Genomic DNA, 20047 nt, shown 5'->3' on the forward strand with positions numbered 1-20047 from the left:
GAACACCGTGACCGTGACCCACCGCACCCGGCTGCCCGCGCTGGCCGCCACCGCGGCGGCGGCCATTCTCTGGGCCACCGCCGGCCCGGCGGCCCCGCCCGCCGCCGCCCACCCCTTCGGCCCGCCGTCCACCGCCACCATCAGCGCGGACGGCGCGACGGTCTCCATCGCCTGGCGCGCCGCCGAGGACGACTGGGTCGCGCTCGGCCAGGCCCTGGGAGCCCTGGAGGACCCCGCCACCGGGACCGTCTCCACCACCCTCACCGGCGAGCAGAAACTGCGAGGCTCGCAGGACGTGAGGGCGTACCTGCTCGACCAGATCTACATCACCCAGGACGGCAGCCGCTGCGAGGGCGAACTGACCTCGATGGACGACCTGCTGGCCGAGGGCGCCCGGCTGACCTACCGCTGCCCGCGGGACGTGGGGGAGGTGGAGGTGACCATCGGCGCGCTCTCCGACCTCAACGAGGCGTACCGCACCATGCTCACCGCCGAGACCCCCGCCGACCCGAGGAGCACCCTGCTCACGGCCACGGACACCACCCGGCGGATGAACTTCTCCTGGTCCGCAGGTGTGTTGGCCACCCCCGGTCTCGCCGTGGCCGCCGGAACGGCCGCCGCCATCATGGCGGGCGCCGTGGCCTGGGTCGTGATCGGCCGGCGGCGGGCCGGGAGGGCACGCTCATGACCGACCTCAACAGCCTGGACGGCAAACTGATCGCCCTCTTCGACGGCCGGGCGGCCTTCTGGGTCGCGCTGCTGGTGGCCCTGGGCGTCGGCGCCGCGCACGCGGTGGCCCCGGGGCACGGGAAGAGCATCACCGCCGCCTATCTGGTGGGGGTGCGCGGGCGTTACCGGGACGCGCTGCGGCTGGGGGTGATCGTCGCGCTCATGCACACCCTGTCCGTGCTGCTGCTGGCCGGAGCCTGGGTCGGGATGACCGGGGCGGCCGGGTTCGCGACCGAGACCGTCACGGCCTGCCTCCAGGCCGCCGCCGGCCTGGTGGTGATCGGCGTCGGCGCCCACCTGCTCCACCGCCACCTGCGCGCCCGACGCCGACAGCACGTGCAAGCGCACGCCCATGCCCACGCGCATGACCACGCGCACGGGGATGACCACGCGCACGCGCACGCCCACGGCTATGACCACAGCCACGACATCCCGGAGACCTCCCCGTGGTCCCGCCGGGGCCTGACGGCCATCGCCATCTCCGGCGGCCTGCTGCCGTCCCCCTCGGCCTTCCTGGTCCTGGTCAGCGGCATGCTCACCGGCCGCTCCCTCAACGCCGTCATCCTGGTCCTGGCCTTCGGCGTGGGCATGGCCGTCACCCTCACGGGCGTCGGCGTGCTGACGGTGCGCGGCCGTACGCTGCTGGCCGGCCGCGCGGGCGGCTCCCGGCTGGCCGCCACCGTCTCCGCCTGGACCCCGGCCATCGCCGGCGGAGCGGTCACCGCCGGCGGCTGCCTCTACCTCTTCGCCGCCGTCTCCGTCCTGACCGGCTGACCCTCCCGGCCGCTGACGACCCGCCCCCACAACCGTCCGAGGGCGGTCCGTGGCCGCCGGTGCCGCCCCCGCCGATACGTGATCGGCGGGGGCCGCACCGGATCGGAGGCCCCGACGTACAACGGAACCCGTATCCCCTCCCCATCAACCGGAGCGTCGACCATGGCGTCGGCGTAGTCGATGATCGTGTGATGCAGCCGGTCGACGCACGGCTCACAGGCATAGAACGACGCGTGGTAGCCGGTCGTACGGGCCGGCCCGAGCCACACCACCCAGGTGTGCCGGTTCCCGCACCACAACCAGCACCGCCCGAGCACCCACTCCGAACTTCCCCCAGCCTCCGGCCGGGAGGTGCCCCCACCTCGCCGGGGCGGCATCGGCCGGGCGTGAACGCTCACCGCTTCGTCCGCCGGTACGGACCCGACCGCGTCGCCGTCAACCGCGAGTGCTGATGCAACACCAGCACCTCCCCACTGGCGAAGTGCAGCCGCCGCCCACCCGGCACGGACACCAGGTCGGCCACCATCAACTGCCGCCCGCCCACGGTGACGACATCCCCGACCATGACCGTGTCCGCCCCGATCTCCACCGCCCGCACCCACACCCCGTTCACCGGGGAACCCTCCGGATCCCCGGCCGCCCACCCACCGGATGCAGCGCCGCCGGCAGCAACCCGAACCGCTCCACACACGGCGAGCACGCGTACACCAGCCGGTTCCCCCCTATGTCCGCGACCACCACCAGCCGTCCGCCCACGGGCTCACACCGCTGCGCCCCGAGCCCGCACGAGGGCTCCCCGGTCGCCACCAGCGCCTCGTACAGCGCCTGCCCGTCCGTGAGCCCGGCCCCCCCCGTACCGGCACCACCCACCGCACCCCGTGCCCGGACCCCGCCACCCACGCGGCGGGCGGCACCTCCACCACTTGGCCACTTCCCAGCACCACCACACCGGCGAGCCGCCAACCGTCCGCCGCCCCCGGGAAGACCAACCAGGTCACCACCCCCCCGGGCGAAGTCCCCGACCACCCCCCCGCGACTGCCCACCGAACGCGGCAACAGCCCGTTCCCCCAGCGCCCCGTCCACCCGCACGGCGTCGAACCACCTCCCGCAGGGAAGGGACCGGATCCCCTCTCGATCGGGAGGCATCCACGACGGAGACATCACGTTCGGCACGGTCATTCCTCTCGCTGGAGACGGGAGCCCATGACGAGGGGTATCCGTCTCTTGACGGCGGGTAGTGAAATGACCAAACCGCCCCGGGGAAGTGGTGGACCAGCCACCACCCGGGATCCGCATATGGGTATGCGTCATGTGCATAAACCGTCATGAGGAACCGCAGCCGGGCTATAAAACTCCTGTGAGGGCACATCGAATGGACTGGTCGACTCAGGCGATTCAAGGAGCGGCACGTTCGCGCAACTTCGGCCGCGTTGTGCGCCTGGCCAGGACCAAGGCCGGAATGTCACAGCGCCAACTGGGAGAGGCGTGCGGGATCAGCCAGTCAGCCGTTTCACGCTGGGAGAGCCACGGAAATGGATCGTACGATATGACGGTTCTGGCCAGGGTTGCTGCGCACCTTGGCATTCCCCCACGGTTCGTGGGCCTCGCGGACCGGGCTGTGGTTCCTCCCCTTCCCGGGGCCGGAACCGGGGTGGACCGCCGCAACCTCCTGGCCGCAGGCGCGGTGGTAGCAGCCGCACCGGCCCTCACCGCTCTCGGCGCCGGCCGAGCGATGTCCGACGACGGACAGGCAACAGTGCTTCGGCTCGCGACCAACGCATTCAGACGCATGGACGGTACGACATCCTCGCGGCATCTGATCGAACCGACTCTGGCTCATCTCCGTTTGACGCAGACCATCGCCGCAGAGGCTGAAGCAGATGCGGACCGTTCACCTCTCGCGGCTGCCGGGAGTGAGGTAGCCGGCCTGGCAGGCTGGCTCTCCTGGGATATGGGCGATTTGGGATCCGCGCGCAGGTGGTACGGAGCAGGAATCTCCGGCGCCCGCAGATCGGGAAACCGCATGCTGACCGCCTACCAGCTGGGCAGCCTCGCCCAACTGGAGGCGAGCGTCGGAAATTCCGCTCAGGGTATGAAGCACCTCAGCACAGCGCGCCGCCTGCTCGGTCGTGAACGCCCCGCGATCGTCGATGCCTGGCTGCCCACTGTCGAAGCGCTGACCCATGCCGAGGCGGGATCGCCTTCGTCTGCGGACAAGGCTCTGCGTGCCGCATCGGAGGCGGTCGGACACATCCCGATGGAGGAACCACCACCGTGGCCCTGGGTTTTCACCTTTGACCGCAGCAAAGTGGCCGCTTGCCGCCTGTCCTGTGGGGCACGACTGGGGCTTGCGGAGTGGGTGGAAGAGGCTCAGTGCGCCGCCACTGCCGCCCTTGCCTCGGGGCACGACAAGCAGCGGGCACTCCTGGTTCTGGACCTGGCCCGGGGACATCTGGCCTCAGGGAGGATCGATACGGCATTCGCCCTGGGGGTCAAAGCACTGGAGACTGGGCTTCGTTACCGATCAGGTCGCGTTGTCGAGCAAGCCCGGAGCCTGCGTCGGGCTTACACCTCGCGCACACCGGCAAAGATCGTGCGGGATTTCGACGAGCGATTGCATGATGTTTACCTATGAAGGACGGCCAGGCGAAAGGACATGGAAATGCGCGTCGGAATCACGGGTCACCGTGGACTTCCCGAGGAGGTCGGACAGCGCATTCGGGCGGCCCTCCGGGAGGAGATCGAGAAATACGCGCCCGGTGAGCTCGTCGGCCTTTCTTGTATCGCGGACGGCCCGGACAGCTGGTTCGCTCAGCTGGTGCTGGAACATGGCGGGCGACTCGAAGTGGTGGTGCCGGCGGCTCAGTACCGCGTCGGTCTGCCTCCGTGGCATCACCCTGTCTATGACGAACTCCTGGACAGGGCGACCACAGCCCATCACACCGGCAGGGAAACCTCCGATTCTCAGGCTCACATGGCAGGAAGTGAAGTTCTCGTCGGGCTGGCCGACCGGCTGATCGCCGTCTGGGATGGCCAACCGGCTCGCGGATATGGCGGGACCGCCGACGTCGTTGCCTACGCGGAACGGATGGGCGTCCCCTTTGACATCATCTGGCCGCAGGGCGCCACCCGTGGCTGAGTGCGGTGGCGGTGACCAGGAGAGATCGCGTGACGGACGACAAGCAGGACATCATCGGCGAGGACGAAAGGCGGCGGGCCGGACTGATCTGGGACTACCACCAGCTGCGTCACGAAGTGCGGCCTTGCGATGCCGCCATCGGGCTGGGCAGTCATGACCTCGGGGTCGCCGGGTTCGCGGCCGAGTTGTATCGCGCCGGGCTCTTCCCGGCGCTGGTGTTCAGTGGGGGCAACAGTCCTACGACCCGCGCCCGCTTTCCGCGTGGGGAGGCCGTACATTTCCGGGAGCACGCGCTCAGCCTGGGTGTACCGCCCGAAGCGATTCTGCTGGAGCCCAGGGCAGGAAACACCGGACAGAACATCGCGTTCTCCCGCGACCTGCTGGGCGCGGCAGGGATCAAGCCGGAGAGACTGCTGCTGATCTCCAAGCCCTATATGGAACGGCGTTCCTATGCCACGGCGCGTAAGGTCTGGCCCGAGGTCGAGGTGATCTGCTCCTCGGAGCCCATGGAATTCGACGCCTATCTGGCGAGCATCGGCGACGAAAAGCTGGTCATCGACATGCTCGTGGGGGATCTCCAGCGGGTGATGGAGTATCCGGCGCTCGGGTTCGCCATCGACCAGGAAGTACCTCAAGATGTGCACGAAGCCTATCTGTCCCTCATCGCGGATGGCTTCACCAGCCGGCTCCTGACCCGTTGAGCCGGGAAGATTGGAGCTGACCATGATAGTGATCGCGGTAACCGGGCACATGGATCTGGCCGATGACACCCTTCCGTTGGTGCGGACGGCGCTTCGCGAGGCGATCGCTCCGCATGCGGGGAGTGGGCTGGTGGGCATCTCCTGCATTGCGAGGGGTGCGGACTCGCTCTTCGCGGACGTGGTGCTCGAACTCGGCGGAAAGCTGGTCGTCGTCGTTCCCTCGCGGGACTACCGGCAGGCGAAGGTGAAGCCCGGCCATGCGGCGGACTTCGATCGCTTGAGTGCGGCGGCCGGCGAGATTCTGGTCATGCCCTACGACAGTGCGGGTCGGGACGCTTACGTGGCGGCCAACGCCGTTCTGCTGGAGCGAGCCGACCGGCTGATCGCCGTCTGGGACGGGGCACCTCCCACCGGCAAGGGCGGCACGGCTGATGTCGTGGAGCAGGCCCGGGAAGCGGGGCTGACAGTGGAGGTGATCTGGCCCGGGGGAGCCCGTCGCGCCGGCTGACCTGATCCGTTCCAGGGTGCATCGAATCGCCGGGGGAAGCAGGCGCCGGACGGTGTCGGCAGTGAGGGGGCTTGCACGCGATGGCGCAACGCGGTGGACTGCGTGCATGACACGGGTGCTGTATCTGATCGGGTGCGCCGCCGGGCCCACTCGGGACATCGATGACGGGGTCCGTGCGGCGCAGACGGCCGGGTGGGATGTGTGCCTGGTGCTGACACCTTCCGCCGCCCGATGGTGGGAGGCGCGGATGCCGGAGCTGGTGGAGCTGACCGGGCATCCCGTACGGTCGCAGTACAAGCTGCCCTGGGAGGCCGATGCGCTTCCGCCCGCCGACGCCATGCTGGTGGCGCCGCTGAGTTGCACCAGTCTCAACAAGTGGGGCCACGGCATCGCGGACACCCTGGCCATCGGGCTGGTTTCGGAGGGCGTGCATCTGGGGGTGCCGGTGGTCGCCGTGCCGTACTTCAACCAGGCGCAGGCCGCACAGCCGGCCGTGCCGCGCAGCATTGAGACACTGCGGCAGCAGGGTGTCCGAGTGCTCACCGGTCCGGACCTCGACCACTACACCCCGCACCTGCCCAAGCGGGGCAGGCCGGCGGCCTTCCCCTGGCGCAAAGCCCTGGCCGCCCTGTGATCCACCTTGCCCGCCGGGACCGCTCCGGGTACGGGGTTCTCGCGCCCGGAGCCGTCCCGGGCCCGGCGGCACCGGGTCAGCAGCCGCAGGCTTCCGTGACGGGGGCGGTCAGCGGGTCGGCATCGCGGCGCGCGGTGCCCTGCTCCGTCTCGTAGGCGAAGCCCTCGCGCACCCAGTACTCGAAACCGCCGATCATCTCCTTCACGCAGTGGCCGAGTTCGGCCAGCGCCAGGGCGGCACGGGTGGCGCCGTTGCAGCCGGGGCCCCAGCAGTAGGTGACGACGGGCACCGAGGGGTCGAGGAGTTCCGTCGCGCGCTCGGATATCAGCGCGGTCGGCAGGTGGAGCGCGCCGGGGATGTGGCCCTGGTTCCAGGACGCCGTGGAGCGGCAGTCGAGGACCACGCACCCCGGGTCGCCGCTGCCCAGCGCGGCGGCGACGTCGGACACATCCGTCTGGAAACGGAGCGCGGCGCGGAAGTGGGCCGCCGCCTCGGCGGGGGCGGCGGCGGGCACGCGCAGGACGGGGTTGGCGGCGATGCCGGTGGTGGTGACGGGCATGGGCATGGGCATGGGCATGGGCATGGGCCTTTCCTGATGCCGGGCGGGTGGGCGGCCGGTTCGTTCACGACAACCGTGAATCTACGGCGCTCCTCCCGCCTGTTGAAGGAGGAATCCACGGCACTCGGTTGTTGTGGCCGGAGAATCCGTGGTACTTCTCCCTGATGACCGTGCTTTCCCTCGATGACACCGACCGGCGCATCCTCGACGCCCTCCAGCACGACGGCCGCGCCAGCTTCGCCGACCTCGCACGCGCGGTCTCCATGTCCGCCAGCGCCGTCACCGAACGCGTGCGCAGGCTGGAGGAGGCCGGCGTCATCAGCGGCTACGCGGCGGTCGTGGATCCGGAGAAGGTCGGCCTCACGATCCTGGCGTTCGTGCGGCTGCGCTATCCGCACAGCAACTACAAGCCCTTCCACGACCTCGTCGCGGCGATGCCGGAGATCCTGGAGGCGCACCACGTGACGGGGGACGACTGTTTCGTCATCAAGGTCGCGGCGCGTTCGATGCGCCACCTGGAGGAGATCTCCGGACGCATCAGTGGCCTGGGCCCGGTGACGACCAGCGTCGTGTACTCCTCCCCGCTGCCCCGGCGCCCCGTCCGCCCCTGAGACCGTCCGCCCCTGACACGGCCCGCCGCCCCGCCGCGCCTCAACCCCGCAGGTACGCCAGCACCGCCAGCACCCGGCGGTGGCTCTCGCCGTCCACCGGCAGGTCCAGCTTCTGCAGGATCGCGCCGACGTGCTTGAGCACCGCCGCCTCGCTGACGAACAGTTCGCGGGCGATCGAGCCGTTCGAACGGCCCTCAGCCATCAGCCCCAGCACCTCGCGTTCGCGCGCCGTCAGCCGCTCCAGCGGATCCCGTTGTCTGCGCATCAGCCCGCGCACCACCTCCGGGTCCAGCACCGTGGCCCCGCCCGCCACCCGCTCGACCGCGTCCGCGAACTCGGCCACCGCGCTCACCCGGTCCTTCAGCAGATAGCCGATGCCGCCGGGGCCGCCGCCCAGGTCCAGGAGGTGGGCGGCGTAGGACTGTTCCATGTACTGGCTGAGGACCAGGACCGGCAGCCCGGCCCGTTCCCCGCGCAGTGCCACCGCCGCCCGCAGCCCGTCGTCCCCGTTCCCCGGCGGCATCCGTACGTCCGTCACCACGATGTCGGGACCGTGCGCGCGCGCCGCCGCCACCAGGGCCTCCGCGTCCCCGACGGCCGCCACCACCCGGTGCCCGAACCGGGAGAGCACGCCCACCAGGCCGTCCCGCAGCAGTGGCGAGTCCTCGGCCAGCACCACAGTCAACGACACGGGATCTCCACCTGCACCAGGGTAGGACCACCGGCCGGGCTGGACAGCCGCAGCCGCCCGTCAGCTGCGGCCACCCGGTCCGCCAGCCCCACCAGGCCGCCGCCGCGCGCCGGGTCCGCCCCGCCCACCCCGTCGTCGCGGACCGAGAGCACCAGCAGGTCGGCGTGCAGCCGCCCCCGCACGCCGACCGTGGTGGCCCCGCTGTGCTTGGCGGCGTTGGCCAACGCCTCGGCGACGACGAAGTACGCGGCGCTCTCCACCCCGGCCGACGGCCGGTGCGGCAGCCGTATGTCCACCGCCACGGGTAGCACCGAACGCGCCGTGAGGTTCTCCACCGCCGCCGCCAGGCCGTGATCGGTGAGCGCGGCCGGGTGCACACCCCTGCTCAGCTCCCGCAGTTCCCCGACCGCCACCCCGACCTCCTCGCGGGCCGCCGCCAGCCGTCGCGCGACCGGGGACCCCGGCTCGGCGTCCAGCTGCGCCATCCCCAGCATCACCCCGACGGAGACCAGCCGCTGCTGCGCGCCGTCGTGCAGGTCCCGCTCGATGCGCCGCCGTTCCGCGTCGAAGGCGTCCACGATCCGGGCCCGGGACGCCCGCACCTCCGTCAGTTCCCTGCCCAGCTCCCCGTCGCGCGGCATCAGCATCAGCCGGGCCAGCGTCGCCCGCGCGCCCGCCCAGGCGGCGATGGTGTACGGGGCGGCAGGCAGCAGACACACCCCGATCACCAGCCAGGGCCAGGCCCCCGGGTCGTCCACCGGCGACAGCATCAGCAGCACCGGCAGCACCAGTGCGAACGCCAGCACCAGCACATCCATCCACCACAACGCCGTCAGGGACACCGCCGTGAAACCCAGCTCCCGCCAGGTCGCCGGTTCCCGCAGCCGGGTGGCCAGCCAGGCCCGTGCGCCGGGCGCGTGCGGTGCACGGTGCGGGTCGGGTACGGGCTCGGGGTCCACCAGCCGCAGCCGCTGCCGTTCCACGCGGGCGACGAGAATCCCGGACAGGGCCACGGCCAGCAGTGGCACCAGCGTCACCAGGCCGAGCGCGGTGAGAGCGAGCAGCACGCCGCCCGCCACCGCGCCGAAGACCACCCCGGACAGCAGATAGGCGGCCGTCCGCCACGGCCAGCCGGTGAGCGGGAACGACAGCGGCGCGTGGGAGAGGGCCTGCCAGGCGGTACGGGGACGCATGGGCAAGACGCTAACGCCGCCGCCGCCCCCGGTCGGTAGTGCGGGCACTACCTTTTTCCTCCCCCGTACGCCCATGCGCCCGCCCCCGCCGTGCCGCTGCAATGAGGGACATGACCTCGCGTTCTCTCCTCGCCGTCCTGGCAGTGGCCTGCGCCGCCCTGGCAGTCGGCCCGGCGGCGGTGGCAGCCGACAGCGGCCCCCGCCCCGCCGCCCTCACCCCCACCGCCATCGACTCCTACCTCCACGGCTATCTGGACCGCACCGGGCTGCCCGGCGCCACCGTGGCCGTCACCCGGGAAGGGGAGGTGGTGCACACCGCCGGATACGGTCGCTCCGCCGCCGGTGAGGATCTCACCGCGCACACACCGATGCCCATCGCGTCGCTGTCGAAGTCCATGACGGCGATGGCGGTGCTGCGCCTGGTGGAGGAGGGCGAGGTAGCACTGGACGAGCCGGTACGGCAGTACGTTCCGGAGTTCACCATGGCCGACGAGCGGGCCGGGCGGATCACTGTCCGGCAACTCCTCAACCAGACCTCCGGCATGGCCGACTCCGCCCACCCCGATCTGCGCCGCCCCCAGCCGCACACCCTCCGGGAGGCCGTGGCGGCACTCGGCTCCGCCCGGCTGGCCACCGAGCCCGGCACCACCTGGAACTACCACAACCCCAACTACGCCGTGGCCGCCCGCCTGGTGGAGTCGGTCAGCGGCCGGCCGTACGCCGACTACCTCAGCGATGAGGTGTTCACCCCGCTGGGCATGGCCGATGCGCGCAGCGTCGACACCACCGACGACATGCCCGACCACGCCCGCGGTCACGTCCGCGCCTACGGTCAGGTGTTCGCCGCCGATCACCCCCGCTGGTTCGTCGCCGGCGCCTTCGGCGTCCTCGCCTCGGCCGACGACCTCGCCCAGTGGCTCATCGCGCAGCGTGACGGGGGCGGCGTGCTCTCCCCGGCCGGACTCGACACCCTGCACACCCCGCCGGACGGCGAGCGGTACGCCATGGGCTGGTCGGACGCGCGGGAGGGCGACGGTCCGCCGGTCCTCCAGCACAGTGGCCAACTCCTCACCCACAACGCGCTCCAGACCCTGCTGCCGGAACAGGGCATTAGCCTCGCCGTGGTCACGAACACCGGCATGGTCTCCGGCGACGATGCGGCGGTGATCACCGACGGCCTCATCGGCCTCGCCCACGGCCGGGATCCCGGCACCGGCGAACCGTTCAGCATGACCGCCGATTACCTCCTGGCCGCCCTGACCCTGCTCGCCCTCGGCCTGGCCGTGCGCGGCGCCCTCCGCGCCCGCCGCTGGGCCGCCCGCGCCGCGGCCCGCCCCCGGTGGCGCACCGCGCTGCGGCTGCTGCCCTACACGCTCGGGCCCGCGCTGCTCTACGGGCTCACCGACCTCGCCGGCCTGCTGATGAACCGGGCCGGAACCCTCGGTCAACTGCTGTACGTCTGGCCGGCCCTGGTCATCTGGGCCGCCGCCACCGCCCTGGCCTGCACGGTGCTCCTGCTCGCCCGTGCCCTCGCATGGCTCACGGCCCGGGAACCGGCGTCCGCTCCCCGCGCGTTCCTGCCGGTTACCTGATCCGTGTTCCGTCCGGGGAAGACCGCACCCGCTCCGCCGGGCCCTCACCCTGAGCGGAACACCGGCGATCCGGGCCCTCACCGGAGCCCGCGAGGAGGCGCTCGCCGCGCCCTGGCACTACGTCGTCACCCAGCCGTAACCGAGCCGTCCAACGCCCGGCTCGTGCCCATGCCAGGAGGAGGCGGTGACTGCCATGACGCGAGTGCCTCGATCCGGCCGCCATGCGCCGGGACTTCACCGGCCTGCTGCGCCGCACCATCGCGGTGACGGCCTCCTCGCCCGGCGCCCGGAGCCCGGAGCCCGGAGCCCGAGCAGGGAACCGCGTCCTCTGAACGCCGGCCGCAGGCCCACGGGATATACCGGTTGGCGCGGTGGTCTTCGGCGAGCATGCTGTGACGGTGAGCGTGACGAGGTGCGCGGCATGCGGAGCGGAGACGTCCGGGGCGAGCTGTGAGGAACGGTTCGAGCGGCTGCTGGAGCTCGATCATTCCCAACGGGAGCCGTGGGGGCCGCTGCACGGCGTCGCCGTCGCCTGTTTCCTGCTCCAGCATCCCGGGCATCCCCTCGCCGGACCCGGCAGGCCGGGTCCGCGCCTGGTGGTGCTCCGGGCCTTCCTCGACGGGGGACGGGAAGGGCTCCGCGCACTGACCGCCGCGCTGCGCCGGGGCAACTCCCACCGGCGGCGCGGTACGCCGTCGTGGCCGGCGGAGCCGGAACTGCCGGAGCGTCCCGCGCCCACCACGTTCGGGGTCACCATCGCCGACGTGTCCGCGGACGGCGGCTTTCCGGCCGCCGGCCACGAGGAGCGAGTTAGTGCCTGGGCCGCCGCCACCCTCGCCGCCCTGGCCGGCGAGGACGCGCGCCGGCCCCCGGGTCAGGCGTAGAGCGCCGCCGAACGGCGCGTCGCCTCCGCGAAGCGGTGGCGCAGATCCGCCGGGGCCAGGACCTCCGCCTCGGGACCCAGCGCCAGGAGTTGCTCGAAGGCGACATCCTGGGACTCCACCGGCAGTACCACCGTGACCCGGCCCGTCCCGTCCGGGGCGCCGGCCGCCGCCAGGGATTCCTCCGCCGCCGTACGGTCGGTCACCCGGCGCAGGGCCAGGGCACCCGCCTCCGTGAGGCGCACCGTCACCGTCTCGCGCAGGATCGAGCGTGCGAACTCCCTGGCCCGTTCCTCCCAGAACACGGGCAGGTCGAAGGAGTCCTCCCGCTCGAAGCGCTCACCCGTCGCCGTGGCCGAGGTGAAGCGGTCCACCCGGTAGACCCGCACCGAGGACCCCACCCGCGCGGCCAGGTACCACACACCGGCCTTGAGGATCAGGCCGTACGGGGCCAGCGTCCGCTCCTTCTCCCGGTAGACCACGCGCAGCACCGCGTCGTCCCACACCGCCTCCGCCACCACCGGCAGCAGCGGCGGCGGATCGGCCTGCTGCCACCAGCCCGGGGCGTCCAGGTGGAAGCGCTGCGCCGCCGAGTCCGAGGCGTCCGCCAGGTCCGGCACCAGCGCCGCCGAGACCTTCAGCCGGGCCGCCGACGCCGCGTCCGCCAGGCCCAGGGCGTGCAGGGCCATGGGGACGCCCGACAGGAACAGCGCCTCCGCCTCGTCCCGCCCCAGACCCGTCAGCCGTGTGCGGTACCCCCCGACCAGCCGGTAGCCGCCGGAGCGGCCCCGGTCCGCGTACACCGGGACGCCCGCCTCCGACAGGGAGGCGATGTCGCGCTGGACGGTGCGTTCGGAGACCTCCAGTTCTGCCGCCAGCTCCGCCGCCGTCATGGTCCGGCGGGACTGGAGCAGCAGGACCACTCTCATCAGGCGGGCGGCTCGCATGCCGCCATCATCACAAACGGCGAAGGGCCCGCCCACCCCCGATCCGGGGGCGGGCGGGCCCGCTGGCCGCACGCGGTTACAGGCCGTAGGCCTCGCGCGCCGCCAGCACCGTCTCGCGCTTGACCTCACCGGACCGGGCCAGCCGGTCCAGCGCCGCCACCACGATCGACTGCGGGTCCACGCCGAAGTGCCGGCGGGCCGCCTCACGGGTGTCGGAGAGGCCGAAGCCGTCCGTGCCGAGCGAGGAGTAGTCCTGCTCGACCCACTGACCGATCTGGTCGGGCACCGCCCGCATCCAGTCGCTCACGGCGAGGACCGGGCCCCGCGCGCCCCGCAGCGCACGCGTCACGTACGGGACCCGGTCTTCCCCTCGAAGCTGCGCCGCGTCACAGGACAGGGCGTCACGGCGCAGCTCGCTCCAGGAGGTGGCGGACCACACGTCGGCGGCCACACCCCACTGCTCGGACAGAAGTCGCTGGGCCTCGAGCACCCAGTGGATGGCCGTACCCGACGCCATCAGCTGAACCCGCGGCGCCTCCGCCGAGGGGGCCTGCCCCTCGTTGAAGCGGTACAGGCCGCGCAGAATGCCTTCCTCCACGCCCTCGGGCATGGCGGGCTGCGGCTTCGGCTCGTTGTAGACCGTCAGGTAGTAGAAGACGTCCTCGGCGTCCGGGCCGTACATCCGGCGCAGACCGTCCTTGACGATGACGCCCACCTCGTACGCGAACGCCGGGTCGTACGTCAGCGCCGCCGGGTTGGTGGAGGCGATCAGCGGCGAGTGACCGTCCGCGTGCTGCAGGCCCTCACCGGTCAGCGTGGTGCGGCCGGCCGTGGCGCCCACGATGAAGCCGCGGCCCAGCTGGTCGCCCAGCGCCCACATCTGGTCGCCGGTGCGCTGCCAGCCGAACATCGAGTAGAAGATGTAGAACGGGATCATCGGCTCGCCGTGCGTGGCGTACGCCGTGGCCGCCGCCGTGAAGTCGGCCATCGAACCGGCCTCGGTGATCCCCTCGTTCAGGATCTGGCCGTTGACGGCTTCCTTGTAGTGCAGCAGCTGGTCGCGGTCGACCGACTCGTAGGTCTGGCCCAGCGGCGAGTAGATCCCGGCGGACGGGAACATCGACTCCATGCCGAAGGTACGGGCCTCGTCGGGGACGATCGGCACCCAGCGCCGCCCCGACTCCTTCTCCCGCATCAGGTCCTTGACCAGCCGGACGATCACCATGGTGGTGGCGACCTCCTGCGAGCCCGAGCCCTTCTCCAGCGCCTTGAACGCCTTCTCGGACGGCTCCGGCAGCACCACCTGGTGCACCCGGCGGGCCGGCGCCGGACCGCCCAGGGCCGCGCGCCGCTCCTGGAGGTAGCGCACCTCGGGGGAGTCGGGGCCGGGGTGGGCGTAGGGCACCAGGTCGCCGGACAGCTCGCTGTCCGGGATGGGAAGCTCCAGCAGGTCCCGCATGGTGCGGAACTGCTCCATCGTGAGCTTCTTCATCTGGTGGTTGGCGTTGCGCGACTGGAAGCCGTCGCCCAGGGTGTGGCCCTTGACGGTCTGGGCCAGCACCACGGTCGGGGCGCCCTTGAACTCCACGGCCGCCCGGTACGCGGCGTACACCTTGCGGGGCTCGTGGCCACCGCGCGAGGTGTGGAAGCACTCGGCGATCTTCGCGTCCGGCAGCGAGGCGCCCAGCTGGGCCAGCGCCGGGTCGGTGCCGAAGAAGTGGTCGCGGATGTAGGCGACGTCGCGGGTGGCGTACGTCTGGAACTGCGCGTCCGGGACCTCCCGCAGCCGCCGTACCAGCGCGCCGGTGGTGTCGGCCCGCAGCAGGTCGTCCCAGGCGGAGCCCCACAGGGTCTTGATGACGTTCCAGCCGGCCGCCCGGAACTGGGCCTCCAGTTCCTGCACGATCTTGAAGTTCGCGCGCACCGGGCCGTCGAGCCGCTGGAGGTTGCAGTTGATGACGAAGGTGAGGTTGTCCAGACCCTCACGCCCGGCCAGCGCCAGCGCGGCGGTCGACTCGGGCTCGTCCATCTCGCCGTCGCCCAGGAACGCCCACACGTGCGAGGCGGAGGTGTCCTTGATGCCGCGGTTCTCCAGGTAGCGGTTGAACCGCGCCTGGTAGATCGCCGACAGCGGGCCTATGCCCATGGAGACGGTGGGGAACTCCCACAGCCACGGCAGCCGCCGCGGGTGCGGGTACGAGGGCAGGCCGGCGCCGCCCGACTCCTGGCGGAAGTTGTCCAGGTGCGCCTCGGTGAGGCGGCCGTCGAGGAAGGCGCGGGCGTAGATGCCGGGGGAGGCGTGGCCCTGGATGAACAGCTGGTCGCCGGAGCCGGGCGCGTCCGCCGCGTCCTTGCCGCGGAAGAAGTGCTGGAACCCGGTCTCGTACAACCAGGCGGCGGAGGCGAAGGTGGCGATGTGGCCGCCCACGCCGTACCGGGCACCCCGGGTGACCATCGCGGCGGCGTTCCACCGGTTCCAGGCGGTGACGCGGGCCTCCAGGGCCTCGTCACCGGGGAAGTCGGGCTCGGCGCCGGTGGGGATGGAGTTGATGTAATCCGTCTCCAGCAGCGAGGGCACATCGATCCCGCTGGCCTGGGCGTGCTCCACCGTACGGCGCACCAGTTGGCCGGCCCGGTGCGGGCCGGCGGCGGCGGCCACGGCGTCGAGGCTCGCGCCCCACTCGGCGGTCTCCTCGGGATCACGATCCGGCAGCTGATCGAGCGCGGAGAGCCGAAGGCGTACGGGATCGGGCATGGGTGGCCCCCTTCCGGACAGGACAATGTCATGCGGGTGTAACAACGGTTCGCTGATGACTGTAAGCCCGTGATCGATGATCGATCAAAGGTGGGTCGTAAAAAAACGCTCAGAACGGGGAAATTGGCATCCTGTGCCAGGACAATTGCGCATCTTCAGGCCCCTCGTGCACCCTGTGCCACCCCCGCCGGGTCCCCGTCCGGCACCTCCCGGCTCTCCGGAACGTGCGGCGCGCAGTTCAGCACATGCGCCTTCACCAGCTCACCGATCCGCGGATCACCCCGCGTGAACGCGTCCAGCAGCGCCTGGTGCTCCTCCGCGTACGACTGCTGCCGCGTCCCCAGCCAGCGGATCGACAGCGCCGTCCACACCTCGATCCCCAGCGACTCCCAGGTGTGCAGCAGCACCCCGTTCCCCGCCGCGCGCACCAGCTCCCGGTGGAAGGCCACCGTGTGCCCCACCTGGGCCTCCCCGTCCCCCGCCCGGTCCGCCGCGTACAGGGCCGCCACATGCGGCTCCAGCGCCGACACGTCGCGCGCCAGCCGCCCCGCGGCCAGCTCCGCCGCGATCTGCTCCAGACCGGCGCGCACCGGATACGTCTCCTCCAGCACGGACACGGTCAGCGCCCGCACCCGCACCCCCTTGTTCGGGACGGACTCGATCAGCCGCAGCGCCTCCAGCTCGCGCAGCGCCTCGCGTACCGGCGTCTGGCTGACCTCCAGCTCCACCGCGATCCGCCGCTCCACGATCCGCTCGCCCGGCTGCCAGCGCCCGCTGACGATCCCCTCCACGATGTGCTGACGGATCTGCTCGCGCAGGGAATGCACGACCGGCTGACTCATGACTGACATCACGCTCCCTGGTACAGGCTGCCCTGGGGGTGTCGTCACAGTCCCGCCTGCCCCGCGGTGTCTGGCACCGGCACCTCGCTGCGTTGTCGCATCGCCCGCATAACCCGCTGTGAGGGCGACCCTCCGCCTTGCGATGCACCGCACCAGAATCCGCGGGGCCCGCCCTTCGGGCGGACGGCGCCACTGTGAAGACACCCCCCAGAACAATAAGGCCGCGCCCCGCCCGGAATGCTCCGGACGGGGCGCGGCCCGCGGTGTCGCCGTGGCCTTACAGACCCAGCTCACCCTCGAACTCGCCGGCCTCCAGGCGGGCCTTCACGTCCGCCAGGTAGCGGGCGGCGTCCGCGCCGTCCACCAGCTGGTGGTCGTAGGACAGCGTCAGGTACACCATGTCGCGGATCGCGATCGTCTCACCCAGCTCGGGGTGGTTGATCACGACCGGACGGCGCACCGTGGCACCGATGCCCAGCTCGGCGACCTGCGGGTAGTTCACGATGATCGTGTCGAACAGCGCACCGCGCGAACCGGTGTTGCTGATCGTGAACGTGCCGCCGCCCATGTCGTCCGGGCTCAGCTTGCCGGAGCGGACCTTGCCGGCCAGCTCGGCGGTCTTCTTGGCGATGCCCGCCAGGGACAGGTCGCCCGCGCCCTTGATGACCGGGACCATCAGGCCCTTCTCGGAGTCCACCGCGATCCCGATGTTCTCCACATCGTGGTACGTGACGGTGTCGTCGTCGTTGAGCTTGGCGTTGACGGCCGGGTGGACCTTCAGCGCCTCGGCCGCGGCCTTCACGAAGAACGGCATCGGGGACAGCTTGGTGCCCTCGCGCGCCAGGAAGGACTCCTTGGCCCGCGCCCGCAGCTTCATGATCCGGGTGACGTCCACCTCGACCACGGTGGACAGCTGCGCCTGGTTGTGCAGCGCCTTCATCATGTTCTGCGCGATGACCTTGCGGATCCGGGTCAGCTTCACCGTCTGGCCGCGCAGCGGGGACGGGGTCTGCGGAGCCGGGGCGGCCTTCGCGGCGGCCGGGGCGGCGGCGGGCGCCGCGGCGGCCTTGGCGGCCTCGGCCGCGGCGAGCACATCCTGCTTGCGGATGCGGCCGCCGACACCGGAGCCGGTGACGGTGTTCAGGTCCACGCCGTTCTCGCCGGCGAGCTTGCGCACCAGCGGGGTGACGTACGCGCCCTCCGCGGCCGGCGCGGGGGCCGGTGCCGCGGCGGCCGGAGCCGGAGCGGGTGCGGGGGCAGGCGCGGGCGCCGGTGCCGGAGCGGCCGGAGCCGGGGCGGGTGCGGCGGCCTGGGGGGCCGGCGCGGGAGCCGGGGCGGGAGCCGGGGCGGCCGGAGCCGGAGCGGCGGCCGGGGCGGGCTCGGCAGCGGCCGCCGCACCGATCACGCCCAGCTTGCCGCCGACCTCGGCGACCTCGTCCTCGCCCACCGTGATCTCCAGCAGGGTGCCGGAGACCGGCGCCGGGATCTCGGTGTCGACCTTGTCGGTGGAGACCTCGAGCAGCGGCTCGTCGGCCTCGACCGACTCGCCGACGGCCTTCAGCCAGCGGGTGACGGTGCCCTCGGTGACGGACTCACCGAGCGCGGGCAGCACCACGTCGGTGCCGGAGGCGGCACCGCCGGACGGCGCCGCCGCAGCGGCGGGGGCGGCCGGAGCCGGGGCCTCGGCCTGCGCCGGGGCGGGCGCGGGCTCGGCCGCGGCGGGCTCCGCGGCCGGGGCGGCGGGAGCGGCGGCCGCCCCCGTACCGTCGTCGATGATCGCCAGCTCGGCGCCCACCTCGACGGTCTCGTCCTCGGCGACCTTGATGTTGGTGAGAACACCGGCGGCGGGCGCCGGGATCTCGGTGTCGACCTTGTCGGTGGAGACCTCGAGCAACGGCTCGTCGGCCTCGACACGCTCACCCTCGGCCTTCAGCCAGCGGGTGACGGTGCCCTCGGTCACGCTCTCGCCGAGCGCCGGAAGGGTTACGGAAACCGGCATGGTTTCTGTTGCTCCTTACGAGATGTGCGGTACGGATGGTGGCGCGCTCTGGTGGGCAACGCGGCCTGGGTCAGTCGTGGGAGTGCAGCGGCTTGCCGGCCAGGGCCAGGTGGGCCTCGCCGAGCGCCTCGTTCTGCGTCGGGTGCGCGTGGATGAGCTGCGCGACCTCGGCGGGCAGCGCCTCCCAGTTGTAGATGAGCTGAGCCTCGCCGACCTGCTCGCCGAGCCGGTCGCCGACCATGTGGACGCCGACGACGGCACCGTCACGGACCTGCACAAGCTTGATCTCGCCCGAGGTCTTCAGGATCTTGCTCTTGCCGTTGCCGGCCAGGCTGTACTTCAGGGTGACGACCTGGTCGGCCCCGTACCGCTCCTTGGCCTTCGCCTCGCTGATGCCCACGGAGGCGACCTCGGGGTGGCAGTACGTCACCCGCGGCACACCGTCGTAGTCGATCGGCACCGGCGACAGACCCGCCAGCCGCTCGGCGACCAGGATGCCCTCGGCGAAGCCGACGTGCGCCAGCTGCAGGGTCGGGATGAGGTCACCGACCGCCGAGATGGTGGGCACGTTGGTGCGGCAGTACTCGTCCACCAGCACGTGGCCGCGCTCCATGGCGACCCCGGCCTCCTCGTAGCCCAGGCCCTGGGAGACCGGACCGCGGCCGATGGCCACCAGCAGCAGCTCGGCCTCGTGGACCTTGCCGTTGTCCAGGGTGACCCGGACGCCGTCGGCGGTGTACTCCACGCCCTTGAAGAAGGAACCGAGGGAGAACTTTATGCCGCGCTTGCGGAAGGCACGCTCCAGCAGCTTCGAGCTGTTCTCGTCCTCCGCCGGAACCAGGTGCGGCAGGCCCTCGATGATCGTGACCTCGGTGCCGAACGACTTCCACGCCGAGGCGAACTCGACGCCGATGACGCCACCGCCCAGCACGATCGCCGACTTCGGGACCCGGTCCAGGACCAGCGCGTGGTCCGAGGAGATCACCCGGTCGCCGTCAATGGTCAGACCCGGCAGCGACTTCGGGGTGGAGCCGGTCGCCAGGAGGATGTGCCGGCCCACGTAGCGCTTGCCGTTCACATCCACGGAGGTGGCCGACGACAGCCGGCCCTCACCCTCCACGTAGGTGATCTTGCGCGAGGCGACCAGACCCTGGAGCCCCTTGTAGAGCCCCGCGATCACCCCGTCCTTGTACTTGTGCACCCCGGCGATGTCGATACCGTCGAAGCTGGCCTTCACGCCGAACTCCGACGCGTCGCGGGCGGCATCGGCTACCTCACCGGCGTGCAGCAGGGCCTTGGTGGGGATGCAGCCGTTGTGCAGACAGGTGCCGCCCAGCTTGTTCTTCTCGATCAGGGCGACGTCCAGGCCCAACTGCGAAGCGCGCAGGGCCGCGGCGTAACCGCCGCTGCCGCCACCGAGAATCACCAGGTCGAAAACGGTGCTGGCGTCGTTCGCCACGTCACGTTCCTCCAAGCATGGGGTTCACCGGA

At 71.7% G+C, this 20047-nt stretch carries 19 protein-coding genes and 1 pseudogene; 11 read left to right on the forward strand and 9 right to left on the reverse strand.

The genetic code is table 11. The annotated features are described in order from the left end of the window. The first annotated feature begins 13 nt into the window (after positions 1-13). Both H7827_RS23085 and H7827_RS23090 read left to right on the forward strand, forming a co-directional pair. Positions 14-688 (forward strand): hypothetical protein, encoded by a 675-nt coding sequence (locus H7827_RS23085; RefSeq protein ID WP_432747213.1) that lies wholly within the window; start codon positions 14-16, stop codon positions 686-688. Next, the gene (locus H7827_RS23090; protein WP_432747214.1) at positions 685-1503 is read left to right on the forward strand and encodes a nickel/cobalt transporter; all 819 of its coding nucleotides are present in this window, start codon (positions 685-687) and stop codon (positions 1501-1503) included. The genes H7827_RS23085 and H7827_RS23090 overlap by 4 nt, the downstream gene beginning before the upstream one ends. A 394-nt stretch (positions 1504-1897) precedes the next feature. Here the strand turns inward: H7827_RS23090 and H7827_RS23095 are convergent, their stop codons facing one another. After that, a complete protein-coding gene (locus tag H7827_RS23095) occupies positions 1898-2116 on the reverse strand; it encodes a hypothetical protein (protein ID WP_200367797.1) in 219 nt (72 codons plus the stop codon). Positions 2117-2876: 760 nt separating this feature from the next. Between H7827_RS23095 and H7827_RS23100 the strand changes: the two are divergent. The 6 genes and pseudogenes from H7827_RS23100 to H7827_RS23125 form a co-directional block, all read left to right on the forward strand. Continuing rightward, positions 2877-3086 (forward strand): annotated as a pseudogene (locus H7827_RS23100) (helix-turn-helix domain-containing protein); the annotation flags it as partial. A 441-nt stretch (positions 3087-3527) separates the two neighbouring features. Further along, positions 3528-4139: a DNA-binding protein gene (locus tag H7827_RS23105; protein WP_432748083.1), complete on the forward strand. Its 612-nt coding sequence runs from the start codon at positions 3528-3530 to the stop codon at positions 4137-4139. A 27-nt stretch (positions 4140-4166) separates the two neighbouring features. Continuing rightward, positions 4167-4643, forward strand: coding sequence for a hypothetical protein (locus H7827_RS23110; protein ID WP_432747215.1), 477 nt, complete (start codon positions 4167-4169; stop codon positions 4641-4643). 29 nt (positions 4644-4672) lie between these two features. Next, a complete protein-coding gene (locus H7827_RS23115) occupies positions 4673-5344 on the forward strand; it encodes a YdcF family protein (RefSeq protein ID WP_432747216.1) in 672 nt (223 codons plus the stop codon). A gap of 22 nt (positions 5345-5366) precedes the next feature. Then, entirely contained in the window at positions 5367-5852 is a 486-nt protein-coding gene (locus H7827_RS23120; RefSeq protein ID WP_432747217.1) for a hypothetical protein, read from the forward strand. 106 nt (positions 5853-5958) lie between these two features. Then, the gene (locus tag H7827_RS23125) at positions 5959-6486 is read left to right on the forward strand and encodes a flavoprotein (RefSeq protein ID WP_432747218.1); all 528 of its coding nucleotides are present in this window, start codon (positions 5959-5961) and stop codon (positions 6484-6486) included. 76 nt (positions 6487-6562) lie between these two features. On the opposite strand, the gene H7827_RS23130 is transcribed toward H7827_RS23125, so the two are convergent. Further along, a complete protein-coding gene (locus H7827_RS23130) occupies positions 6563-7069 on the reverse strand; it encodes a rhodanese-like domain-containing protein (RefSeq protein WP_432747219.1) in 507 nt (168 codons plus the stop codon). Between the two features lie 140 nt (positions 7070-7209). Between H7827_RS23130 and H7827_RS23135 the strand changes: the two genes are divergently transcribed. Then, positions 7210-7656, forward strand: a complete 447-nt coding sequence (locus tag H7827_RS23135) for an Lrp/AsnC family transcriptional regulator (protein WP_432747220.1) — start codon at positions 7210-7212, stop codon at positions 7654-7656. Positions 7657-7696: 40 nt separating this feature from the next. On the opposite strand, the gene H7827_RS23140 is transcribed toward H7827_RS23135, so the two are convergent. Then, complete coding sequence (locus H7827_RS23140; RefSeq protein WP_432747221.1) at positions 7697-8347, reverse strand: response regulator; 651 nt, start codon at positions 8345-8347, stop codon at positions 7697-7699. After that, positions 8338-9540: a sensor histidine kinase gene (locus tag H7827_RS23145; RefSeq protein ID WP_432747222.1), complete on the reverse strand. Its 1203-nt coding sequence runs from the start codon at positions 9538-9540 to the stop codon at positions 8338-8340. Before H7827_RS23145 ends, H7827_RS23140 begins: the two co-directional genes overlap by 10 nt. Before the next feature lie 110 nt (positions 9541-9650). Between H7827_RS23145 and H7827_RS23150 the strand changes: the two genes are divergently transcribed. Next, a complete protein-coding gene (locus H7827_RS23150; RefSeq protein ID WP_432747223.1) occupies positions 9651-11132 on the forward strand; it encodes a serine hydrolase domain-containing protein in 1482 nt (493 codons plus the stop codon). 398 nt (positions 11133-11530) lie between these two features. After that, positions 11531-12016 (forward strand): DUF5946 family protein, encoded by a 486-nt coding sequence (locus H7827_RS23155; RefSeq protein ID WP_432747224.1) that lies wholly within the window; start codon positions 11531-11533, stop codon positions 12014-12016. Here H7827_RS23155 and H7827_RS23160 read toward each other — a convergent pair. The 5 genes from H7827_RS23160 to lpdA form a co-directional block, all read right to left on the reverse strand. Beyond that, positions 12007-12960, reverse strand: a complete 954-nt coding sequence (locus H7827_RS23160) for a helix-turn-helix transcriptional regulator (protein WP_432747225.1) — start codon at positions 12958-12960, stop codon at positions 12007-12009. The genes H7827_RS23155 and H7827_RS23160 overlap by 10 nt on opposite strands. 76 nt (positions 12961-13036) lie before the next feature. Further along, a complete protein-coding gene (gene aceE / locus H7827_RS23165) occupies positions 13037-15715 on the reverse strand; it encodes a pyruvate dehydrogenase (acetyl-transferring), homodimeric type (RefSeq protein ID WP_030734583.1) in 2679 nt (892 codons plus the stop codon). A gap of 155 nt (positions 15716-15870) precedes the next feature. Then, positions 15871-16557, reverse strand: coding sequence for a GntR family transcriptional regulator (locus H7827_RS23170; RefSeq protein ID WP_386539503.1), 687 nt, complete (start codon positions 16555-16557; stop codon positions 15871-15873). A gap of 277 nt (positions 16558-16834) precedes the next feature. Next, a complete protein-coding gene (gene sucB, locus H7827_RS23175; RefSeq protein WP_432747226.1) occupies positions 16835-18556 on the reverse strand; it encodes a 2-oxoglutarate dehydrogenase, E2 component, dihydrolipoamide succinyltransferase in 1722 nt (573 codons plus the stop codon). A 70-nt stretch (positions 18557-18626) separates the two neighbouring features. Continuing rightward, positions 18627-20015, reverse strand: a complete 1389-nt coding sequence (gene lpdA, locus H7827_RS23180; protein ID WP_030734574.1) for a dihydrolipoyl dehydrogenase — start codon at positions 20013-20015, stop codon at positions 18627-18629. Between the last annotated feature and the right edge of the window lie 32 nt (positions 20016-20047).

The sequence above is a fragment of the Streptomyces sp. JH002 genome, assembly GCF_050916115.1.
Taxonomy (GTDB): domain Bacteria; phylum Actinomycetota; class Actinomycetes; order Streptomycetales; family Streptomycetaceae; genus Streptomyces; species Streptomyces xiamenensis.